At 41.0% G+C, this 17,684-nt stretch carries 20 protein-coding genes; 15 read left to right on the forward strand and 5 right to left on the reverse strand.

Annotated elements, in window-relative coordinates; genetic code table 11:
- Positions 1 to 56 precede the first annotated feature (56 nt).
- From acpP to rny, 8 genes are all read left to right on the forward strand, one after another.
- The gene (gene acpP / locus BBW65_RS07165) at positions 57 to 287 is read left to right on the forward strand and encodes an acyl carrier protein (protein ID WP_066341470.1); all 231 of its coding nucleotides are present in this window, start codon (positions 57 to 59) and stop codon (positions 285 to 287) included.
- A gap of 34 nt (positions 288 to 321) precedes the next feature.
- Positions 322 to 1,560 (forward strand): beta-ketoacyl-ACP synthase II, encoded by a 1,239-nt coding sequence (locus tag BBW65_RS07170; protein ID WP_066341472.1) that lies wholly within the window; start codon positions 322 to 324, stop codon positions 1,558 to 1,560.
- Positions 1,561 to 1,569: 9 nt separating this feature from the next.
- Complete coding sequence (gene accA / locus BBW65_RS07175; RefSeq protein ID WP_066341474.1) at positions 1,570 to 2,499, forward strand: acetyl-CoA carboxylase carboxyl transferase subunit alpha; 930 nt, start codon at positions 1,570 to 1,572, stop codon at positions 2,497 to 2,499.
- Positions 2,500 to 3,164: 665 nt separating this feature from the next.
- Entirely contained in the window at positions 3,165 to 3,464 is a 300-nt protein-coding gene (locus BBW65_RS07180; protein ID WP_066341478.1) for a uracil-DNA glycosylase family protein, read from the forward strand.
- 126 nt (positions 3,465 to 3,590) lie between these two features.
- The gene (locus tag BBW65_RS07185; RefSeq protein ID WP_066341482.1) at positions 3,591 to 3,869 is read left to right on the forward strand and encodes a hypothetical protein; all 279 of its coding nucleotides are present in this window, start codon (positions 3,591 to 3,593) and stop codon (positions 3,867 to 3,869) included.
- A 10-nt stretch (positions 3,870 to 3,879) separates the two neighbouring features.
- The gene (locus tag BBW65_RS07190; RefSeq protein WP_066341484.1) at positions 3,880 to 4,653 is read left to right on the forward strand and encodes an agmatine deiminase family protein; all 774 of its coding nucleotides are present in this window, start codon (positions 3,880 to 3,882) and stop codon (positions 4,651 to 4,653) included.
- Positions 4,654 to 4,995: 342 nt separating this feature from the next.
- Positions 4,996 to 5,595, forward strand: a complete 600-nt coding sequence (locus BBW65_RS07200; RefSeq protein WP_066341488.1) for a 5-formyltetrahydrofolate cyclo-ligase — start codon at positions 4,996 to 4,998, stop codon at positions 5,593 to 5,595.
- Positions 5,543 to 7,018, forward strand: a complete 1,476-nt coding sequence (rny, locus tag BBW65_RS07205; RefSeq protein ID WP_066341491.1) for a ribonuclease Y — start codon at positions 5,543 to 5,545, stop codon at positions 7,016 to 7,018. The genes BBW65_RS07200 and rny overlap by 53 nt, the downstream gene beginning before the upstream one ends.
- Here the strand turns inward: rny and BBW65_RS07210 are convergent, their stop codons facing one another.
- Entirely contained in the window at positions 7,019 to 7,480 is a 462-nt protein-coding gene (locus tag BBW65_RS07210) for a tRNA (cytidine(34)-2'-O)-methyltransferase (protein ID WP_066341493.1), read from the reverse strand. It abuts the gene before it with no gap.
- A gap of 86 nt (positions 7,481 to 7,566) precedes the next feature.
- Here BBW65_RS07210 and yaaA point away from each other — a divergent pair, with 86 nt between their 5' ends.
- From yaaA to BBW65_RS07245, 7 genes are all read left to right on the forward strand, one after another.
- Complete coding sequence (yaaA, locus tag BBW65_RS07215) at positions 7,567 to 8,274, forward strand: peroxide stress protein YaaA (protein WP_066341495.1); 708 nt, start codon at positions 7,567 to 7,569, stop codon at positions 8,272 to 8,274.
- Between the two features lie 62 nt (positions 8,275 to 8,336).
- Positions 8,337 to 10,088 carry a pyruvate carboxylase subunit B gene (locus BBW65_RS07220; protein ID WP_066341496.1) on the forward strand — a complete coding sequence of 584 codons (1,752 nt, stop codon included), beginning with the start codon at positions 8,337 to 8,339 and terminating at the stop codon, positions 10,086 to 10,088.
- Positions 10,088 to 11,125 (forward strand): D-alanine--D-alanine ligase, encoded by a 1,038-nt coding sequence (locus tag BBW65_RS07225; RefSeq protein WP_066341498.1) that lies wholly within the window; start codon positions 10,088 to 10,090, stop codon positions 11,123 to 11,125. The genes BBW65_RS07220 and BBW65_RS07225 overlap by 1 nt, the downstream gene beginning before the upstream one ends.
- Position 11,126: 1 nt before the next feature.
- On the forward strand, positions 11,127 to 11,846 hold the full coding sequence (locus tag BBW65_RS07230) for an alpha/beta fold hydrolase (RefSeq protein WP_066341500.1): 720 nt from the start codon (positions 11,127 to 11,129) through the stop codon (positions 11,844 to 11,846).
- A complete protein-coding gene (locus tag BBW65_RS07235; RefSeq protein ID WP_066341502.1) occupies positions 11,846 to 13,297 on the forward strand; it encodes a Mur ligase family protein in 1,452 nt (483 codons plus the stop codon). The genes BBW65_RS07230 and BBW65_RS07235 overlap by 1 nt, the downstream gene beginning before the upstream one ends.
- Before the next feature lie 9 nt (positions 13,298 to 13,306).
- Complete coding sequence (locus BBW65_RS07240; RefSeq protein WP_066341503.1) at positions 13,307 to 13,798, forward strand: HIT family protein; 492 nt, start codon at positions 13,307 to 13,309, stop codon at positions 13,796 to 13,798.
- The gene (locus BBW65_RS07245) at positions 13,798 to 14,640 is read left to right on the forward strand and encodes an ankyrin repeat domain-containing protein (RefSeq protein WP_066341505.1); all 843 of its coding nucleotides are present in this window, start codon (positions 13,798 to 13,800) and stop codon (positions 14,638 to 14,640) included. The genes BBW65_RS07240 and BBW65_RS07245 overlap by 1 nt, the downstream gene beginning before the upstream one ends.
- Here BBW65_RS07245 and xseA read toward each other — a convergent pair.
- Genes xseA through BBW65_RS07265 form a run of 4 tightly spaced genes read right to left on the reverse strand, consistent with a single transcriptional unit; the run spans position 14,626 to position 17,663 of the window.
- Entirely contained in the window at positions 14,626 to 15,861 is a 1,236-nt protein-coding gene (gene xseA, locus BBW65_RS07250; protein ID WP_066341508.1) for an exodeoxyribonuclease VII large subunit, read from the reverse strand. The genes BBW65_RS07245 and xseA overlap by 15 nt on opposite strands.
- Before the next feature lie 12 nt (positions 15,862 to 15,873).
- Positions 15,874 to 16,320, reverse strand: coding sequence for a YqaA family protein (locus tag BBW65_RS07255; RefSeq protein ID WP_066341510.1), 447 nt, complete (start codon positions 16,318 to 16,320; stop codon positions 15,874 to 15,876).
- Positions 16,317 to 17,336: an alanine racemase gene (locus tag BBW65_RS07260; protein ID WP_066341512.1), complete on the reverse strand. Its 1,020-nt coding sequence runs from the start codon at positions 17,334 to 17,336 to the stop codon at positions 16,317 to 16,319. Before BBW65_RS07260 ends, BBW65_RS07255 begins: the two co-directional genes overlap by 4 nt.
- A gap of 36 nt (positions 17,337 to 17,372) precedes the next feature.
- On the reverse strand, positions 17,373 to 17,663 hold the full coding sequence (locus tag BBW65_RS07265) for a c-type cytochrome (protein ID WP_066341514.1): 291 nt from the start codon (positions 17,661 to 17,663) through the stop codon (positions 17,373 to 17,375).
- Positions 17,664 to 17,684: the final 21 nt, after the last annotated feature.

Here is a 17,684-nt window from a genome sequence, read left to right on the forward strand (position 1 = left end):
TATTTCTGTTAAAATTATTTGCCTTAAATTTAAAAGAGTAAAAACAAGGAGTTAAAATGGCTGTATTTGATGAGGTAAAAGCAATCATCGTAGAAGAGCTTGGCGTAAGTGCTGATGAAGTAAAAATGGAATCAAGATTTATTGAAGATCTCAATACTGATTCTCTTGATTTTGTGGAATTGACTTTGGCATTGGAAGAAAAACTTAAAGTTGAGATTCCTGATGAAGTGGCTGAAAAAATGTCTACCGTTGGAGATGTTGTAAAATATATCGAGGAACAAAAATAGTCATCCCTCTTTTGAGGGAATCTAAGGAGTATTGATGCGTCGTGTTGTTGTAAGTGGCTTGGGGATGATAAATGCATTGGGATTGGATAAAGAAAGTTCTTTTAATGCCATAGTTGCCGGTCAGTGTGGAATTAAAAGAATTAGTAGTTTTGATGTAGAAGGCTTTCCTGTGCAAATCGCAGGTGAAATTCTTGATTTTAATCCTGAAGAGGTGCTTGAACCAAAAGAGGTCAAAAAAGCAGCTCGATTTATCCAAATCGCACTTAAGGCTTCCAAAGAAGCGATCTTGGATAGTGGCATATTAGGTGGGGCGAAGCAATGCGAAGAGGAGTTTTCATATCGCTTTGGAGTTAGCTCAGCAGCCGGAATTGGTGGGCTTGGCAATATCGAAAGCAATTCTGTTGTGTGTGAGCAAAGAGGTCCGAGAAGAATCAGTCCATTTTTTATCCCTTCTTCTTTGGTGAATATGCTTGGTGGATTCACAAGTATTGAGTTTGGGTTGAGGGGTCCAAATGTTTCAAGTGTGACAGCCTGTGCTGCAGGAACACACGCGATTATTGAGGCAGCCAAAACCATTATGCTTGGAGGTGCTGATGCGATGCTTGTGGTAGGTGCAGAATCTTCTATCTGTCCTGTAGGGATTGGTGGGTTTGCAGCAATGAAAGCACTTTGCGATCGCAATGACGAGCCACAAAAGGCAAGTCGTCCATTTGACAAAGATCGTGGTGGCTTCGTGATGGGTGAGGGTGCCGGAGCTTTGATCCTTGAAGAGTATGAGAGTGCGAAGAAAAGAGGTGCGAAAATTTATGCAGAATTGGTAGGGTTTGGTGAGAGTGGAGATGCAAACCACATCACAACTCCTGCTCCACAGGGTGCAGGTGCATATCGTGCTATGCGTTCTGCACTTGATATGGCAAAAGTTCAGATCGATTATGTCAATGCACACGGAACAAGCACTTACTATAATGATTTATATGAAACAATGGCGTTAAAAGATGTGTTTGGTGGCAAAGATAGTGTTCCGATGGTGAGTTCTACCAAAGGACAAATCGGGCATTGTTTGGGAGCTGCTGGAGCGATTGAGGCTGTGATTTCGATTATGGCGATGCAAAAAGGAATCGTTCCTCCAACGATTAACTATGAAACACCTGACCCAGAGTGTGATTTGGATTATATTCCAAATGTTGCGCGTGAGATCAAGATTGAAACAGCGATGAGCAATTCTTTTGGTTTTGGTGGGACCAATGGCGTTGTTGTGTTCAAAAAATTCTAGGATTTTGTAATGGCAGTTTTTTTAGATTTTGAGCAGGGGATCAAAAACATTCAAGAAGAAATAGAGACTGCTAAACTTAAGGGGGATTTACACGCTCAAGAGATTTTGCAACAGACATTAGAAAAGGAAACGCAAAAACTCTATAGCTCTATGAGCGATTATCAAAAAATGCAAATCGCAAGACATCCTGATCGTCCCTATGCAATGGATTATATTGAATTGATTTTGAATCATAGATACGAAATTAGTGGGGATCGTCATTATGCCGATGACAAGGCGATCGTGTGCTTTTTGGGTTATATTGATGATCAGAGAGTGATGATCATCGGAGAAGAAAAAGGGCGTGGCACCAAAAATAAACTTGCTAGGAATTTTGGTATGCCCAACCCCGAAGGCTATCGCAAGGCTTTGCGTGCAGGAAAACTTGCAGAAAAATTTGGCATTCCTATTGTGATGTTGGTAGATACTGCCGGTGCATATCCCGGGATCGGTGCTGAGAAAAGAGGGCAAAGCGAAGCCATTGCGAGAAATTTGCAGGAATTTGCCGATTTGAAAGTTCCGACAATTTCTGTCATTATTGGTGAGGGGGGTAGTGGAGGAGCACTTGCGATTGCTGTCGCAGATAGATTGGCAATGATGAGTTATTCTGTTTTTAGTGTGATTTCCCCTGAGGGTTGTGCTGCGATTTTATGGAATGATCCTAGCAAAATAGAATCAGCGATGAAAGCGATGAAAATCACGGCTCCTGATCTCAAAGAATTGGGGTTGATTGATGATATTGTGAATGAACCGATTGCAGGGGCTCATCGCCACAAAGAAGAATCGGCTCTAGCTCTCAAAGAATATATTCTCCAAGCGATCGCACAAGTCCAATCGCAAAAAGATTTTTTGAGTAAGCGTTATGAAAAACTGATGAATTATGGGGTTTTTGTAGAGTAGTGGTTTTGTGGGGTGGATGATAAGAGATTGTAGTCTTGCCCCTCTTTTGGCTTTGATATGTTGATGAATCTCCGTCCTTTCTGTTGGGGGTTTAAGGTGGTTATGAGAAAATAGATTGAGATAGGCAAATCTCGATGATCTCAATCAATAAAGTCACAAAACCTGCTTTGCCAAAATGTCAAGGCAAATGGATGTCTTGGTAAGGCAATAGTCTAACAAAATGCTCATACAGGGTAATTGCCAAAGTAAGATGGATACCGATAGGCAACAATTTCTATTTTATTGATATTTTGATTCTCTTTTGCTCCCAATCTATCAAAGCATCATCGGTCAAGAATCTGAACAAATTATGCTTTTTGAAGTTTGCTAGATTCCATTGTTATGGGGTTCAAAGTCTTTGCTTTGCAATTGGTAGCTACTTGAGTATAAACTTTTCTCTTTTTGGCATACCAAATAGGAGGATACCTCCTGTCGTTTCTTTGTATTTTTTGTGTCGATCGGAAATTACAAGAATGAAACATACGCTTATTCTATCCTCTAACTTAAAAGTTCTTGAAGTTTTTAATTATTTTGATATTTTTGGAATTAAACTTCGATTCAGTTTTTGTTTTGTAAAGTTTATTCGTTTAATTCGTTAAACTCAATTTAATTTAAGGAGGTTATATATGAAAGTAGTTAGCAACGAAAATGGAAAATTTTATAAAGTGGAGTCTCACTCTTACAATGATGAAAGTGCGATTCTTGATCCAGATACGCAATATTTGATTGTGGGAACATTTCCTGTTGTAGGAACAAATCTAGAAGTAGAATGGTTTTATGGTAGCAAAGACAATTCGTTTTGGGGTCAAGGTGGGAAAGATGGTTTGATTCAGCAGGTTTTTTCTTGTGATGATATTTTGGATACCAAAGAAAAAAGACAGGAGTTTATGCGTCAAAGAGGAATGGCTTTTGTAGATTTGTTTTAAAAGATTAATCGTTATCGTGACTTATCAACAGATGCAGATATTTCCCCAATTGAAATTGTTGATCTACTTCATTATTTAAACAAAAACAAAAATACCAAGGCAATCTTTTTTACTAGCGAATGGGCAATGAAGATTGCCAAAAAAGAATACTTGCAAATCAATCAAGACTATCTTAAAGAATTGCGAGAGCGAAAAGAGAAAAAAGCCAATAGCAAAGACATTGACTATGTGAGCAATAATGCTTTTTATTGTAAGGAGAGAGATGTAAAAGATGGGTTGATGGAAGCACAAAAAGGAGTGAAGCTTATTCATTTGACATCTCCATCAGCGCGTTGCACTAGTAAGACAAAAAACAAGGCGAAGGATTGGAGAGAAAAATTAGAACAAGCAGGAATGAAGTTTTAGGGGTGAGATAATGCTTGCTTTTGCAAATCTTTTGCCCCAAAAACACCCTAAGTTTTGGAGCAGATTGGACGGAGTGTTGCGAGAATGCAAGGTAGATTTTGCTTTGATTGATGATTGCAAAGATATTTGGGTGCGTGATTTTATGCCAATCAAATTGGAGAGTGGCACATTTGTTTCATATCGATATGAGCCAAACTATCTTGCCAAATATCCAGAATTACGCACCCAAAGAGAGAAATTACCTAATCATCTAGATTTAATCTTAGATGGTGGAAATTTTGTGCATTGTGGCAAAAGAGTGTTGATGTGTGAAAAGATTTTGAGTGAAAATCGCCCTCTCTCTAAAAATCAGATTGTTGCAAAAATCAAAGAAATTATGCAAATAGAAGAAGTGATTTTCCTCCCAAAAGTGCCTTATGATCGTTATGGGCATAGTGATGGCATGGCAAGGTGGATAGAGCCAAATCACTTGCTTGTCAATGATTTTACGCTTGAAAATACAGCTTTTCAATCAAAGTTACAAAATGCATTAGAGGGAATCCAAAGTACATTTTTGCATTATCCTAAAACATTTTGGGAAAAATATAAATGGGGAGCTTATGTGAATTTTGTTGCAATCAATAATTTGATTTTGCTCCCTGTTTATGGGATTGCTGAAGACAAAGTGATACAAGAGCAATTTGAGAAAATTTTTGCAGATAAAGACATTATCCCCATTGTGAGTTGTGAAATCATCAAAAGTGGTGGGGCTTTGCATTGTATCAGCACAGAAGTAGCGTGTTGAGCCTACAAAAATATAAGCATTTGAGCCAAGTAAATAAGCAGAAATGCTTGTTTTGATTTGGCACATTGCTAAATAACCTTGAACAAAACAAGTCTAAATAACATTGAGTAATACTCCTTTTACATTCTTGAATCATTGCGACCTAAGATCATCTAAAATTCCTCACAAAGTTTTTGAGTCAAAATTTGGATTGAACGCAAATGCTGTTTTGTGCTAGAAAGGTGGAGTTGAGAATTTTGGAGTTTGGAAGTTTGATAGATTTGATGGACAATTTCAAAAATATTTGTAGTAAATTTTGTAGAATTAAATGGTTGATTAAATTCAATCAAATTAAGAAACAAAATGACAATAAAAAAAGAAAACATCAGGAAACAAGCCAAAGAGATTTTGAAAAAAACTAGAGGCAGATATCAGAATCAAGTGATTTTGAATCAGCTACGGAAGGAGATTTTGAGACTTAAAGCAAAATGTGTTTTGTTGTATTGTGCTTTGAGTATAGAAGTGAATCTCCGACCTTTGATCACAGAGTTGCGTGCGTTGGGTATCAGGGTATTTGTCCCGTTGGTGCGAGGCGAGGCAATGCAGATTGTTCCTTATCGTCTTCCTTTGGTTGAGGGGAGTTTTGGAGTGTTGGAACCCAAGACTTCTTCTCTTTACAAAAGCCCGTTGCAATGTGCGGTTGTGCCTATTGTAGCGACTGATTGCCAAATGAGAAGGATCGGATATGGCAAGGGGTATTATGATAGATTTTTTGAGCAATTTTCTGGGCGACCTTATGTGATCTTTGTCCAAAAGCGTCTTTGTATGGCGTATGAAAATATAACAGAGAGTTGGGATATTGTGGCAGATTTGATCTGCACTCCACAAGTCGTGATAAAAAGGAGAAAAAATGGCTTTGGTGTGGATAAGCCTCATTGTTTTAGGATTATCGGCTCTTTGTAGCATTGTAGTGTTTTTGCTGCGTCAAGAACTTGCAATGCTATTGCGTAGATGGATTGAGAGAGGCGATGGCACCTATGGGGTGAGCAAAGAAGACGGACGCTCTAGCAAATACATAAAGCTTGAAGCACAGATACAGGCAAGAGAGGCGGAGCTAGAAGAGAAGAGTCTAGAAGTGGGACGCAGGGAGGCAATGCTCCAAGAGAGAGAAAAGGCAGTTGTTGAGCTAGAGGAGCAAAAAAATAGACTGATTGCCCAATACCACAAAGAGCTTGATGAAGTGAGGGGGGTGCTCAGTCATTATTTGGGAATGAGTATCGAGGAAGCCAAAAAGCAACTCCTCAAGATTCTTGAGCAAGAGATGATTGATGAGAGGGGGAAGATCATCAGACGCTATGAAAATGAGGCAAAAGAAGAGGCGAGGAAGAGGGCAAACTATATTATTGCTCAAGCGACAACGCGGTATGCAGGAGAGTTTGCCACAGAGCGTCTGATCAATGTGATTCAGTTGCCAGATGATGAACTCAAAGGCAGGATTATTGGCAAAGAGGGGCGTAATATCAAGGCGATTGAAAAAATCACAGGGGTTGATGTGATCATTGATGACACCCCATCAGTGATTGTTTTGAGCAGTTTCAATCTCTATCGTCGTGCCATTGCGACCAAAATGGTGGAGGCTTTGATCGAAGATGGGAGGATACAGCCCTCAAGAATCGAGGAAGTCTATACGCGTGTGTGCGAAGAGATGGAAGAGCAGATTTTGCACGATGGCGAAGAGGCAGTGCTGAATCTAGGGCTGGGGTATATGCACCCTGAGCTCAAGAAACTGCTTGGCAAGATGAAATATCGTGCTAGTTTTGGGCAAAACGCTTTGGGGCATTCAATCGAAGTGGCAAATTTGGCAGGAGTGATTGCAGGAGAGCTTGGTGGGGATGTGAAGTTGGCAAAACGCGCAGGGATTTTGCACGATATTGGCAAAAGCTTGACACAAGAGGTTGGGGGCAATCATATTGATTTGGGGTATGAGGTTTGTGTGCAATATCAAGAAGATCCTGTTGTGCTAAATGCGATCAAAGCTCATCACGGATGTGAGGAGGCACGAAGTATCGAGGCGGCGGCAGTGTGTGCGGCAGATGTTTTGTCAGCAGCGCGTCCTGGGGCAAGGCGTGAAGCACTTGAGAATTTTTTGCAACGATCAAGTGAAATGGAGGCTTTGGCATTGGCTAAGCCCGGGGTGAAACAAGCCTATGTCATCAGTGCAGGGCGTGAAGTGCGTGTGATTGTTGATGCGGAGCTTAGAAATGATGAGCAAAGCAGTGTGCTTGCACGAGAGATCGCCAAAGAGATTGAGGAGGGGTTTGCCTATCCGGGTGAAATCAAAATAAATGTGATACGAGAGAGTCGATGTGTGGAATATGCACACTAATCACTCAAGCAAAGAACTAGCATTTTGGCGTATCGCCTCATAAAGCACCGCTCCCACACAAGTGGCGAGATTGATACTGCGTCCTTGTCGCATTGGAAGTGTGAGTGTTTGGCTTGAGTGTGTGTGCAAAATGTCCTCTCTCAACCCCGCATCTTCGCGACCAAAATACAAAAAGCATTCATCTTTGAGGTTTGCTTCAAAATAATTGCGTTTGCCTTTTGTCGAAAGGAAGAAATGCTCTTCATTGGGTGGATAATGTTGCCAAAAATGCTCCAAATGATCCCATTCATACTTTTCTAGTGCGTCCCAATAATCCATTCCTGCACGCTTGAGATGTTTTTGGGAAAGCAGAAAGCCTAATGGGTGGATGAGGTGCAATCTCGCCCACCCTGCCAAACATAGCCTTCCGATATTGCCTGTGTTTTGTGGGATTCTAGGTTCAACCAAAACGATATTAAACATAAGTCTCCTTGGAGGTAAAGTGATTGCTAGAAGTATAATGAGAGTTATTGATAAAATATTTAAAAATGATTTTTTGAGGTGTTGTGATGAAGATTTTGTTTTCTCCAAGCGAGGGTAAAAGGTATATAAAATCATCTAAAAGTGAAGGGATGCTAGAGAGACATCAAAGGATTTATGATGCGTATGCAGACTTTGTGGGCAAGGCGACTCTAGAGGAGCTTTCCAGAATCACTGGATTTAGCAAGGAAAAAGAAATATTGGAGTTTTTGGAAAAAATGCAAAAACCTAGTCTGCAAAGAGCGATAGAGCTTTATGATGGGGTGGCTTATGATGCGTTGGATTATGGGAGTTTGACTTCAGAGCAGAGGCATTTTGTCAGTGAGAGCGTGTTGATTTTTTCCAATCTTTTTGGCGTTGTTGGGGCAGATAGTTTGTTGCCTTTTTACAAATTGAAGCAGGGGACTGGGTTTGGCGGATTTGGCACAAAAAATCTTTATCAAGAACAATATGAGATCTATAGAGAAATGATTGAGGGGGAGTTTGTGGTGGATTTGCGTGCAGAGTTTTACAAAAAGCTCTATAGCGTAGGGGAGCATTGTTTTGAGTTTGAGTTTCTCAAAGATGGCAAAAAGGTGAGCCATTATGCGAAGTATTATCGCGGTCTTGTATTGCGTGTGATTGCTCAAAATGCTTCTCTTGATGGTATAGAGGAAGCACTAGAGGAATACGGATTGCAAAGTGTGGGAAGCAAAGAAAGTAGCAAAAAAACTACTTTGATCTTTGCAATTTCTTAGAGCTTTGCTAGAATATTGCTATTGTTTAGAAGTTTAGCCCCTATTGGATGAAGGTCAAGATGATGAGAAAAATAAAAATTACAGAAAATTCCCTGCGTGATGGAGTGCAGTCGTTGTTGGCTACACGCGTGCAAACTCAAGATATGATCGAAGTCGCTAGGATTTTTGAGGAGATTGGGTTTCATAGTGTGGAAGTTTGGGGCGGGGCGACTTATGATGCGTGTTTGAGATTTCTCAATGAAGATCCATTTGAGCGTCTAAAGGTATTCAAAGAAATTTTCAAAACAACGCCATTGCAAATGTTGCTACGCGGTCAAAATCTTGTGGGCTACAAACACTATAGTGATGAGATTGTCAAGGAGTTTATCAAGCTTAGCGCACAAGGCGGGGTGGATATTTTCAGAATCTTTGATGCACTCAATGATGTGCGTAATGTCCAAACAAGCGTAGAAGCGGTTTTGAAAAATGGCAAACATCCTCAAGGGGCGATTTGCTACACCACTTCACCAGCACATAAACTTGAGGATTTTTTGAAGTATGCTAGAGAGTTGGTCGCAGTTGGGTGTCAGAGTTTGGCAATCAAAGATATGGCAGGATTGTTGCGTCCCTATGATGCCTATGAGCTTGTGAAGATGATCAAAGGTGAGTTGGGCGTAGAATTGAGTGTGCATATTCATTTTACGACAGGCTTTGCTTTTGGAAGTTTGCTCAAGGCGATTGAGGCAGGTGCTGATGTGGTGGATTTGAGCAATAGTGCTTTGAGCTGTGGCACCTCTCATTCTAGCACACAGGCGATGGTGGCAACACTGCAAGGGACGCAATGGGATAGCGGACTGAGCCTTGAAAAAATGGAGGTCGCAAGTAAGATATTGCGTGAAGTGAGGAAAAAATATCAGGCTTTTGAATCAGAGTTCAATCAGATTGATACTGAGATTTTGGCGACACAGATTCCTGGCGGTATGATTTCAAATCTTGCAAGTCAGCTCAAAGAGCAAAATGCCCTAGATCGGATGGAAGAGGTCGCACAGGAGATTATCAAAGTGAGGAGGGATTTTGGATACATCCCACTTGTGACACCCACTAGCCAAATCGTTGGCACTCAAGCAGTTTTGAATGTGTTGCAAGGTGAGCGTTATAAGACTTTGAGCTTGGAGTCCAAAAATCTCATTTTGGGGCATTATGGTCGCACTCCGATAGAAATAGATTCGCAATTAGTGCAACGGGTGCATTCTGAAGAAGCGGCAAAAAGTAGCGATGTGTTGGAGAATGAACAAAAAAGCCTTGAGCAAATCTGCCAAGAATCTCAAGAGTTTGCTAGAAGTGCAACAGATGTGATTTCGTATGCACTCTTTGGTGATATAGCCAAGCGTTTTTTACAGAATGAGGTGTCAGCTCCAAATCTTGAAACACAGGAAAATCTAGCTATCCAAAATTGCTTTGAAGTGCTTTGTGATGGCAAAAAGCGTAAGGTTGAGATTGTGTCAATCCACAATCAAGAATCAGGGGCAAATATACTTGTAAGCATTGATGGCAAGGAGAGAAGCCTAGATATTTCTGTCATCCAAGAGGCTCAAACCACTACAGAAGCACAACAAAAAAATGCGATTTATACCCCTATGGCAGGTAATGTTGTGAAATGTTTGGTTGATGTGGGGCAAAGGGTTGCTAGTGGGGAAGTGGTGGCGGTGATTGAAGCGATGAAAATGGAAAATGAGATTGTCAGTCCCAAGGATTGTATCATCAAGGAAGTGTGCGTGCAGGTGGGTCAAACTCTCTCTAGTGGTCAAAAAATGTTTGTTTTGGAGGAGGAGTGATGAGACTAGGGCTTGCATTTGGTGGATGCAGTTTTGAGCATGAGATCAGTATCGTAAGTGCGATTTCTGTTTGCAAGATTTTGCCTCAAGTTGAATTCTGTATTTTTTTGGATTTGGAGCATCAGTTTTATTGGATTCCCAAATCAAAAATGTCTTCTAAGCTGTTTTCATCAGGGGAATACAAAAAATGCAAACAACTTGTTTTGGGTGCGATGGATTTCTATGTCAAAGGGCTGATGGGGCATTCTAAGCTCGGAGTTGAGTGTGTGTTGAGTTTGATACACGGAGGAGATGGGGAGGATGGAGTGTTTTCAAGTTTGCTTGATTTTTATCGCATCCCCTATATTGCTCCACGCCCTGATGCTTGTGTTTTGAGTTATGATAAGGCATTGAGCAAGGTTTATGCCCAAAGTCGTGGGGTCAAGGTTTTGCCTTTTGAGGTGTATGATCGCAACAATGCACCCAAGGAACTTGCAGATTATCCTGCAATTATTAAGCCATTGAGACTTGGTAGCTCTATTGGCGTAGGGGTGGTGGGATCTGCACAGGAGTTGGATTATTACCTAGATAGTGCTTTTGAGTATGATGATCGTATTTTGGTGGAGCCCTTTGTGGCGGGAGTGCGTGAGTATAATTTGGCTGGATTCAAAGACAAAAATGGAGAGATTGTGTTTTCTGTCATTGAGGAGCCACAGAAAAAAGAGTTTTTGAAATTTGAAGATAAGTATTTGGATTTTTCAAGAACTCAATCTGTCGCTGAGGCAAGTGTTGGCACAGATTTGCAAATCAAGCTTAAGGAAAATTTTGCAAAGCTGTATCATCAGTGCTTTGAGGGTGCGATCATCCGTTGTGATTTTTTCGTGATTGATGATGAGGTGTATCTCAATGAAATCAATCCGATCCCCGGCTCATTGGCAAACTATCTTTTTGAAGATTTTTCTCAAGTGATTGATCAGATTTTTATCCCAAATACCCGCAGGATTCGAGTGGATTATACTTATATCCATCAAATACAGAGAGCAAAAGGGAAAGCATAAATTGGCAAAAAAATTTTTACAATACCGCAATCATAGTTTTGAAATCGCTTATGATGTGATCTCTCAAGGCAGTGAAAAATATATTTTGTTTTTGCACGGGTGGGGAAGTTGCAAGGAGTTGATGCGTGGTGCGTTTGGCAATGCTTTTGGGCAATACAATCATTTGTATATTGATTTGCCGGGATTTGGCAAAAGCCACAATGAAATCGCACTGCATACGGCAGATTATGCAAAGTTGGTTGAGCTTTTTATCCAAGAGATTGGATGTGAAGTTGAGGTGATTGTCGGACATAGTTTTGGTGGAAAGGTTGCTACGCTTATGTCTCCTCCAAAGCTGATTTTGCTTAGTAGTGCAGGGGTTGTGTGGTCCAAAACATTGAAAGTGCGTGCAAAAATCACTCTTGCCAAATGTATGAAAAAATTGGGCTTAAATATTGGTAAGTGGTTACGCACTCAAGATGCAAATCAGCTCAATGAGGGGATGTATCAGACACTCAAAAATGTTGTGGATGAAGATTTTTGCGAGATTTTTCGGCAATGTCCGTCTCAGACTTGGATTTTTTGGGGCAGAAGCGATGAGGCGACACCTCTCAAAAGTGGAGAAAAAATCTCAAAACTCATCAAACAGAATCAGTTTTTTGTGTTGGAGGGGGATCATTTTTTCTTTTTATCTCAAGGAGAGAGGATTGCGCAAATGTATGCTCAAGGTAGGAATGAGTGATGGAATATGTAGAGTTGTTTAAAGTTTTGTTTTTGTTTGCCTTGGGTTATTATGTAATGACAAATTTGCAATGGTATAACTACAGCTTTTTGCGTGTTGTGACAAAGCATCACAAGCAAAGATGGCATTTGTTGTATTTTGTTTTGCCCGTTCTCTGTTATTGCTTGAGTATATTGGGAGAGCAAGATATATTGGTGGTTTTGCTTGGCGTGCTTTATGTGATTGCATTGTTTTTGTGGGGGAGGGCATTGGATCGTCGGTTGAAATGGACGGGTAGGGTGTGGAGATTTTTTGGAATCTATGCCGTGTTGATCGGGGTGGTTTGGATGCTGAAATATTGTGGCTTCCAATGGGGGTATTTGGAGTTTTGGAGTTTGCCACTTGCTTTGGTCGTGTCCAATGTTTTGGAGTATTTGATGATGGTGCAATACAAAAAAAAGGCTTTGCAAAAGATTGATCTGATGCAACAGCTCAAAATCATTGCAATCACTGCTAGTTTTGGCAAAACCAGTATCAAAAACTTCCTACATCAAATCTTATCGCACAAATTTGCCGTGTATGCAACTCCTCGCAGTGTCAATACGCTCAATGGAATCATCGCAGATATTAATCAACATCTTGATATGCAAACAAGGATTTATATTGTTGAGGCAGGTGCTAGGGAAAAGGGTGATATCGCCCAAATCAGTCAGTTTTTGAATCCCCAATATGTGATTATTGGCAAGATTGGAGAACAGCATTTGGAGTATTTCAAGAGCTTGGATAATATCGTTTCAACAAAATTTGAGATTTTGCAATCCAAGCGTTTGAGGAGTGCTTTGGTCGCCAAAGATAATCCATTGCCTCAAGAATATGTGCCAAAAGAGATATTAAAATTTGTGCCAAAAGAAATGAGAAATATCGAAGCGACTTTGGATCATACGCGTTTTGAAATGCAAATCAAAAACGAGTGGCACGAGTTCCAAACATCGGTTTTAGGGAGTTTCAATGCCTATAATATTGCTTTGGCGATCGTGATGGCAAATGAAATGGGTATGGGCATAGATGAGATCAAAAAGTGTGTCGCAAACCTCAAACCTGTAGAACATCGATTGCACAAAAGCATTGTCAATGGACGCGTGATTTTGGATGATAGTTTCAATGGCAATTTTGAGGGAATGCAAGAGGCGATTCGAATCGCCTCTGAATATCAAGGGCGTAGAGTGATTGTGACACCGGGGATCGTTGAGGGTGTGGAAGAGATGAATGTGGCATTGGCACAAGAGATGGATCAGGTCTTTGATTTGGTGGTCATTACAGGCGAACTCAATGCAAAAATCTTGTCTAGCCATATCAGCAGAGCAAAAAAAATCATCCTCAAAGACAAAAGCACAATGCAAGACACTTTGAAGCTGTGCTTGAAAGATGGGGATTTGATTTTGTTTGCCAATGACGCACCAAACTATATTTAAGGAGGATTGATGGATTATCTGTATGCCCCTTATCGAGAAGAGTATTTGAAAAACGGAACAGGGGATGGGTGTGTGTTTTGCCAAATTTCTCAAAGCACCGATGATGAAAAACATTTTGTCTTTTATCGAGATGATACTTGTTTTGGAGTGATGAATCTCTATCCTTATACACCAGGTCATATTATGTTTATTCCACATTTGCATTTGGATTCTCCCCATCTGTGTTCCAAAGAGTTGTGGCTACATCTCTCAGAATGCGTGCAGTGGGGATGTGAGATCTTGTATGAGTTTGGTGCAAAGGGTATCAATACAGGCATCAATATCAAAAAAGCAGGTGGGGCAGGGATCCCTCAACATTTGCATTGGCACTTGGTACCTCGTTTTGAATGTGATACCAATTTTATGACTTCTATTGCACAAACGCGGATTTATGGGAGTGTATTTGAGGAATGTTATAAAAAAATCAAGACAATCGCAGAACAATCAAAAAGGAGTGTGTGATGAAAAAGTTATTGTTTTTTTTGTGTTTGACATTGTTGTTTGGGGCAAATGATCGCTATACGGCTTATTTGTTTAGCGATGATTATGCGACTGTGCGACAGGGGATCAAATTGGGCGGGGATTTGGATGCAAGGTGGAGGGGGATGACACCGCTTTATAATGCTTGTCGTAGTGGATGGACTGATGTGGTGGAGTTGATGATTGCAAGAGGGGCAGATGTCGATGAGGCAAGTTATGGAGAAACGCCATTGCTTAAGGTCACTGGACGCAAAGTCAATGATGTGGAGTTGGCAAAGGTTTTGCTTGGCAATGGTGCAGATGTCAATGCTCAAGACACGCAAGGGAATACTCCGCTCTATCACGCTATTATGAATCGCAACAAAAAGATGATTCAGTTGTTGTTGGATAATGGTGCAGATATGTATATCAAAAACAAGCGTGGAGATAGTGCCGCAAGATATATTTTGTCCAAAAAAACAATGGCAGGCACAAGTTTTAGCAACAATGATTTGAATGTGACTGCCAATTCGTTTTCTTTTGGTAGGGCAAGTGTGAGCATTGGAATCACAAACAAAAGTAAGCAATTTATGAAAGTCTCACAGATCGCAGTTTATCTCAATGGCAACCTTGTGGGCGAGGCTCAAGTGACCAAAAACATCGCACCAAACTCTACATTGAGCAATGTCGCTACGATCAAACTTCCACCAAATTTCTATCAAAATATCAATATCAATAGCAGTGGCAAAACCAAGCTTGAGTATGGGGTGGCTGTGGAATATAGTTTGGATAATAGTGGGAAGAGCTTTGAGGATTCTAAAGAGGTGGAGCTAGTCCTCTGGTAGAAGCTGGGCTTTTTTGCTAGTTTCTGAATTGGTGAGTTCAAAGGGCGTGTCAAGCTTGAGATGTTGGAGGGCTGTGATACGACCATTTTGCGTGATTTGTGCATAACCATTGTGGCAATGTTTTGTGGGATCGCAGAGCTTGAAGCTTTCTGATAGATTGTTTAAGATTTGTTCTTGAATCTTGATAGGGTTGAGTGTTTTTAGGGGAGCAAGAAGTAGCAATTGTGCAAGTTTTTCTTGCAAAACAAAATGCATTTTGGCATCTAGAAGTTTGCGTAGTTGCTCGATGGTTTTGTGCTGATTTTTGAGCTTTTCTTCATAACTGCATAGGCGATAATAATCTAGCATCGCTTGAAGGGTTGAGGTTTTGCTTTGCAAAACAGCTTCTATTTTGTGGCTCAAGAAGTCTCTCAAATCTGCAATTTTGTAGAGCCATTGGGTTTGTTGGGGGAGGATCATTTCTATACAGGCAGATGGTGTCGGTGCGCGTAAATCCGCCACAAAATCACTCAATAACACATCGCTTTGGTGTCCAATGGCTGAAACAATGGGGGTTTGTGCTTGAAAAATGGCATCAGCTACACATTCTTCGTTGAATGTCCATAGATCCTGCATACTTCCACCACCGCGCGCTAGCACTATGACATCAGCTTGGAGTGTGTCAGCATAGGCAATGTGTTGGGCGACTTGATATTTGGCATTTTCACCCTGCATCAAGGTGTCAAGGATGAGAAACTCTAGGAGATTCCAACGGCTTTGGGCAACGCGTAGCATATCTTGGAGTGCCGCTCCTGTGGAGGAGGTGATGAGGATGACGCGTTTTGGGAATGCGGGAATGGGTTTTTTGGTATCAAAATAACCCTTTGCTTGCAGAGTGTGTTTGAGCTGTTCGTATTGCAAAAACAGGTTGCCTATATCTGAAGCGATGATTTTTTTGCATAGGATTTGGTAGTTGCCCCTTGGTGGATATACGCTGATCCCGCCATAGACAATGACTTGCAAGCCGTTTTTTAATGCAATATCCACAAATTGTGCATTGCCCCTAAACAGCACGCAGGCAATGGCACTTTGAGAATCTTTGATATTGAAATAGATATGCCCACTGCTATGGTGTGTGATGTTGCTGATCTCTCCTTCAACGCATACACTCAAAAAAGTGTCTTCCAAGATTGATTTGATTTGAGAATTGAGTTGAAAAACGCTAAGCGGTCGATGTTCCATAAATGTCCTCTCTCAAAAGATTTGCAGTAGTTTTTCTGTCCCAAAAATCACGATTGTGTATCTTAGGGTTTTGCCTAGAGCGATGAGAAACACGCTTGTTGCGAGGTTGTAGCGTGCAAGCCCTAAAGCAAGCACAAAAATATCGCCAAAAAAAGGCAAAAAAGAGAAAAACGCCAGTAACGCACCATATTTGCGACTTTTGTGTTTGAAATAAAGAATCTTTTTGTGTTCCAAATGCCCAAAATATTCCAAAATTTTTGTCAATCCCACATAGCCTAGATAGTAAGTCGTGAGGCTTCCTAGCGTATTGCCCAAACTTGCGACAAGCAAAACAACCAGCCCATCGTATTTGAGTGCGATAAATCCCAACACAAAAGCCTCAGAGGGTAATGGGAGGATCGTGCTTGAGGCAAAAGTGGCGAGAAAAAGTCCTAAAAGCCCCAAATCTTGCAGGATCACTGAATGATTTTCCTTGTGATGTAGGGTGAGAGTTTTGTGAGAATGTCATAGGGGATCGTGTCAAAATGCTGCGCCCAAAGACTTGCATCCTCAAATAGACAAATCTCCTCCTCATCGCTCAAACACGAAAAACAATCCATTGACATTTTGGGAAGGATGATGGCTCCATTGGCACAACGCAATGGGGTTGTAAAATGTTCATTTAGGCGTAAAAGTCCATCACCATATCCCAAATCATAGGTGCTGACAGAGCAATCTTGCGGGACAATGCCCACGCCCCCATAGCCCACTTTTGCACCTGCTTTGAGTTGGCGTGTGGAGATTCTTTTTGCCCACAATGATGCGATGGGCTGAAATCCAAAATCTGCTTTGGTGCATAGATAGCCATAGAGTGCGATGCCTATACGCACAATATCCCCATCAGGAGGGAGTTGCATCGCACTAGAGGAGTTGAGGTTGTGGAATCTTGGGAGTTTCAATCCTAGTTTTTGGGTGATGGCGATCGTTTGAGATTTGAGTTCTTGGGCTTTTTGGTATTGCTCGAGCATATTTTCATCGCCCTCATCACCATAGCCATTGTGAGAAAAAACCCCAATAATCTCAATCTGCCTTTTATGTGCAAGCACAAAGGCTTGTTCTAGTTCCTCTAGCTCCAATCCATTGCGATTCATCCCCGTGTTACATTTGAGTTCGACTTTGCGTTGTGGGTGGATGGTGTGCAATGATTCAAGGGAATGTATGGTTTGATAGATGTGTGGTGGCATATCATCGCCAACATCACCATAAAGCACCGTGATATGCTCAAAGTCCCCTTGGATTTGTCGTGCTTCCCAATCATTTTTGACAAACGCATTCTTGATACCATATTCTTTTGCAATCGAGGCGATTTCTTTGATCCCGTGACCATAAGCATTGTCTTTGAGAACGATTGCGATATTGTCTTGTGTGCCAATATGTCGAGAAATGAGATCAAGATTGTGTTTGAAACGATGTTTTGAAATAAGGAGTTGAGCCATTGTGTCCCTTTCTTTGGTGGAAACCACCAAAGAAATTTACTTGAGTGCTGAAAGATAATCAGCTAGAGCGGCAATGTCTGCATCTGACAAGTTTTTCGCTTGAGCATACATGATTGCTGCTTTTGGAGTTTTGATTGTTTTGTTTTTGTAACCATTTAGGAATTTAATAACTTCCTCTTTTGGTAACCCTGCAATAGCTTTTGGAGCTACACCTACTTTTTTCCCATCAGCACCATGACAAGCTACGCATTTTTTGAAAACTGCTGGAGCCTCAGCAAAAAGCATAGAAGCCAAACCCAATGCACATAGAGCAACGATTTTTTTCATTTCTCCTCCTCTGAAGTTAAT

Origin of the sequence: Helicobacter enhydrae (assembly GCF_001693335.1) — a bacterium.
Classification (GTDB): domain Bacteria; phylum Campylobacterota; class Campylobacteria; order Campylobacterales; family Helicobacteraceae; genus Helicobacter_G; species Helicobacter_G enhydrae.

Excerpts from the sequence above, each read along its gene's own strand:
- acpP (WP_066341470.1), top strand. The coding sequence starts at position 57 with ATGGCTGTATTTGATGAGGTAAAAGCAATCATCGTAGAAGAGCTTGGC.
- BBW65_RS07220 (WP_066341496.1), top strand. The coding sequence starts at position 8,337 with ATGAGAAAAATAAAAATTACAGAAAATTCCCTGCGTGATGGAGTGCAG.
- BBW65_RS07170 (WP_066341472.1), top strand. The coding sequence starts at position 322 with ATGCGTCGTGTTGTTGTAAGTGGCTTGGGGATGATAAATGCATTGGGA.
- BBW65_RS07260 (WP_066341512.1), bottom strand. The coding sequence starts at position 17,336 with ATGGCTCAACTCCTTATTTCAAAACATCGTTTCAAACACAATCTTGAT.
- BBW65_RS07265 (WP_066341514.1), bottom strand. The coding sequence starts at position 17,663 with ATGAAAAAAATCGTTGCTCTATGTGCATTGGGTTTGGCTTCTATGCTT.
- BBW65_RS07200 (WP_066341488.1), top strand. The coding sequence starts at position 4,996 with ATGACAATAAAAAAAGAAAACATCAGGAAACAAGCCAAAGAGATTTTG.
- accA (WP_066341474.1), top strand. The coding sequence starts at position 1,570 with ATGGCAGTTTTTTTAGATTTTGAGCAGGGGATCAAAAACATTCAAGAA.
- BBW65_RS07245 (WP_066341505.1), top strand. The coding sequence starts at position 13,798 with ATGAAAAAGTTATTGTTTTTTTTGTGTTTGACATTGTTGTTTGGGGCA.
- xseA (WP_066341508.1), bottom strand. The coding sequence starts at position 15,861 with ATGGAACATCGACCGCTTAGCGTTTTTCAACTCAATTCTCAAATCAAA.
- rny (WP_066341491.1), top strand. The coding sequence starts at position 5,543 with ATGGCTTTGGTGTGGATAAGCCTCATTGTTTTAGGATTATCGGCTCTT.
- BBW65_RS07190 (WP_066341484.1), top strand. The coding sequence starts at position 3,880 with ATGCTTGCTTTTGCAAATCTTTTGCCCCAAAAACACCCTAAGTTTTGG.
- BBW65_RS07210 (WP_066341493.1), bottom strand. The coding sequence starts at position 7,480 with ATGTTTAATATCGTTTTGGTTGAACCTAGAATCCCACAAAACACAGGC.
- BBW65_RS07235 (WP_066341502.1), top strand. The coding sequence starts at position 11,846 with ATGGAATATGTAGAGTTGTTTAAAGTTTTGTTTTTGTTTGCCTTGGGT.
- BBW65_RS07185 (WP_066341482.1), top strand. The coding sequence starts at position 3,591 with ATGAAGATTGCCAAAAAAGAATACTTGCAAATCAATCAAGACTATCTT.
- BBW65_RS07180 (WP_066341478.1), top strand. The coding sequence starts at position 3,165 with ATGAAAGTAGTTAGCAACGAAAATGGAAAATTTTATAAAGTGGAGTCT.
- yaaA (WP_066341495.1), top strand. The coding sequence starts at position 7,567 with ATGAAGATTTTGTTTTCTCCAAGCGAGGGTAAAAGGTATATAAAATCA.
- BBW65_RS07240 (WP_066341503.1), top strand. The coding sequence starts at position 13,307 with ATGGATTATCTGTATGCCCCTTATCGAGAAGAGTATTTGAAAAACGGA.
- BBW65_RS07225 (WP_066341498.1), top strand. The coding sequence starts at position 10,088 with ATGAGACTAGGGCTTGCATTTGGTGGATGCAGTTTTGAGCATGAGATC.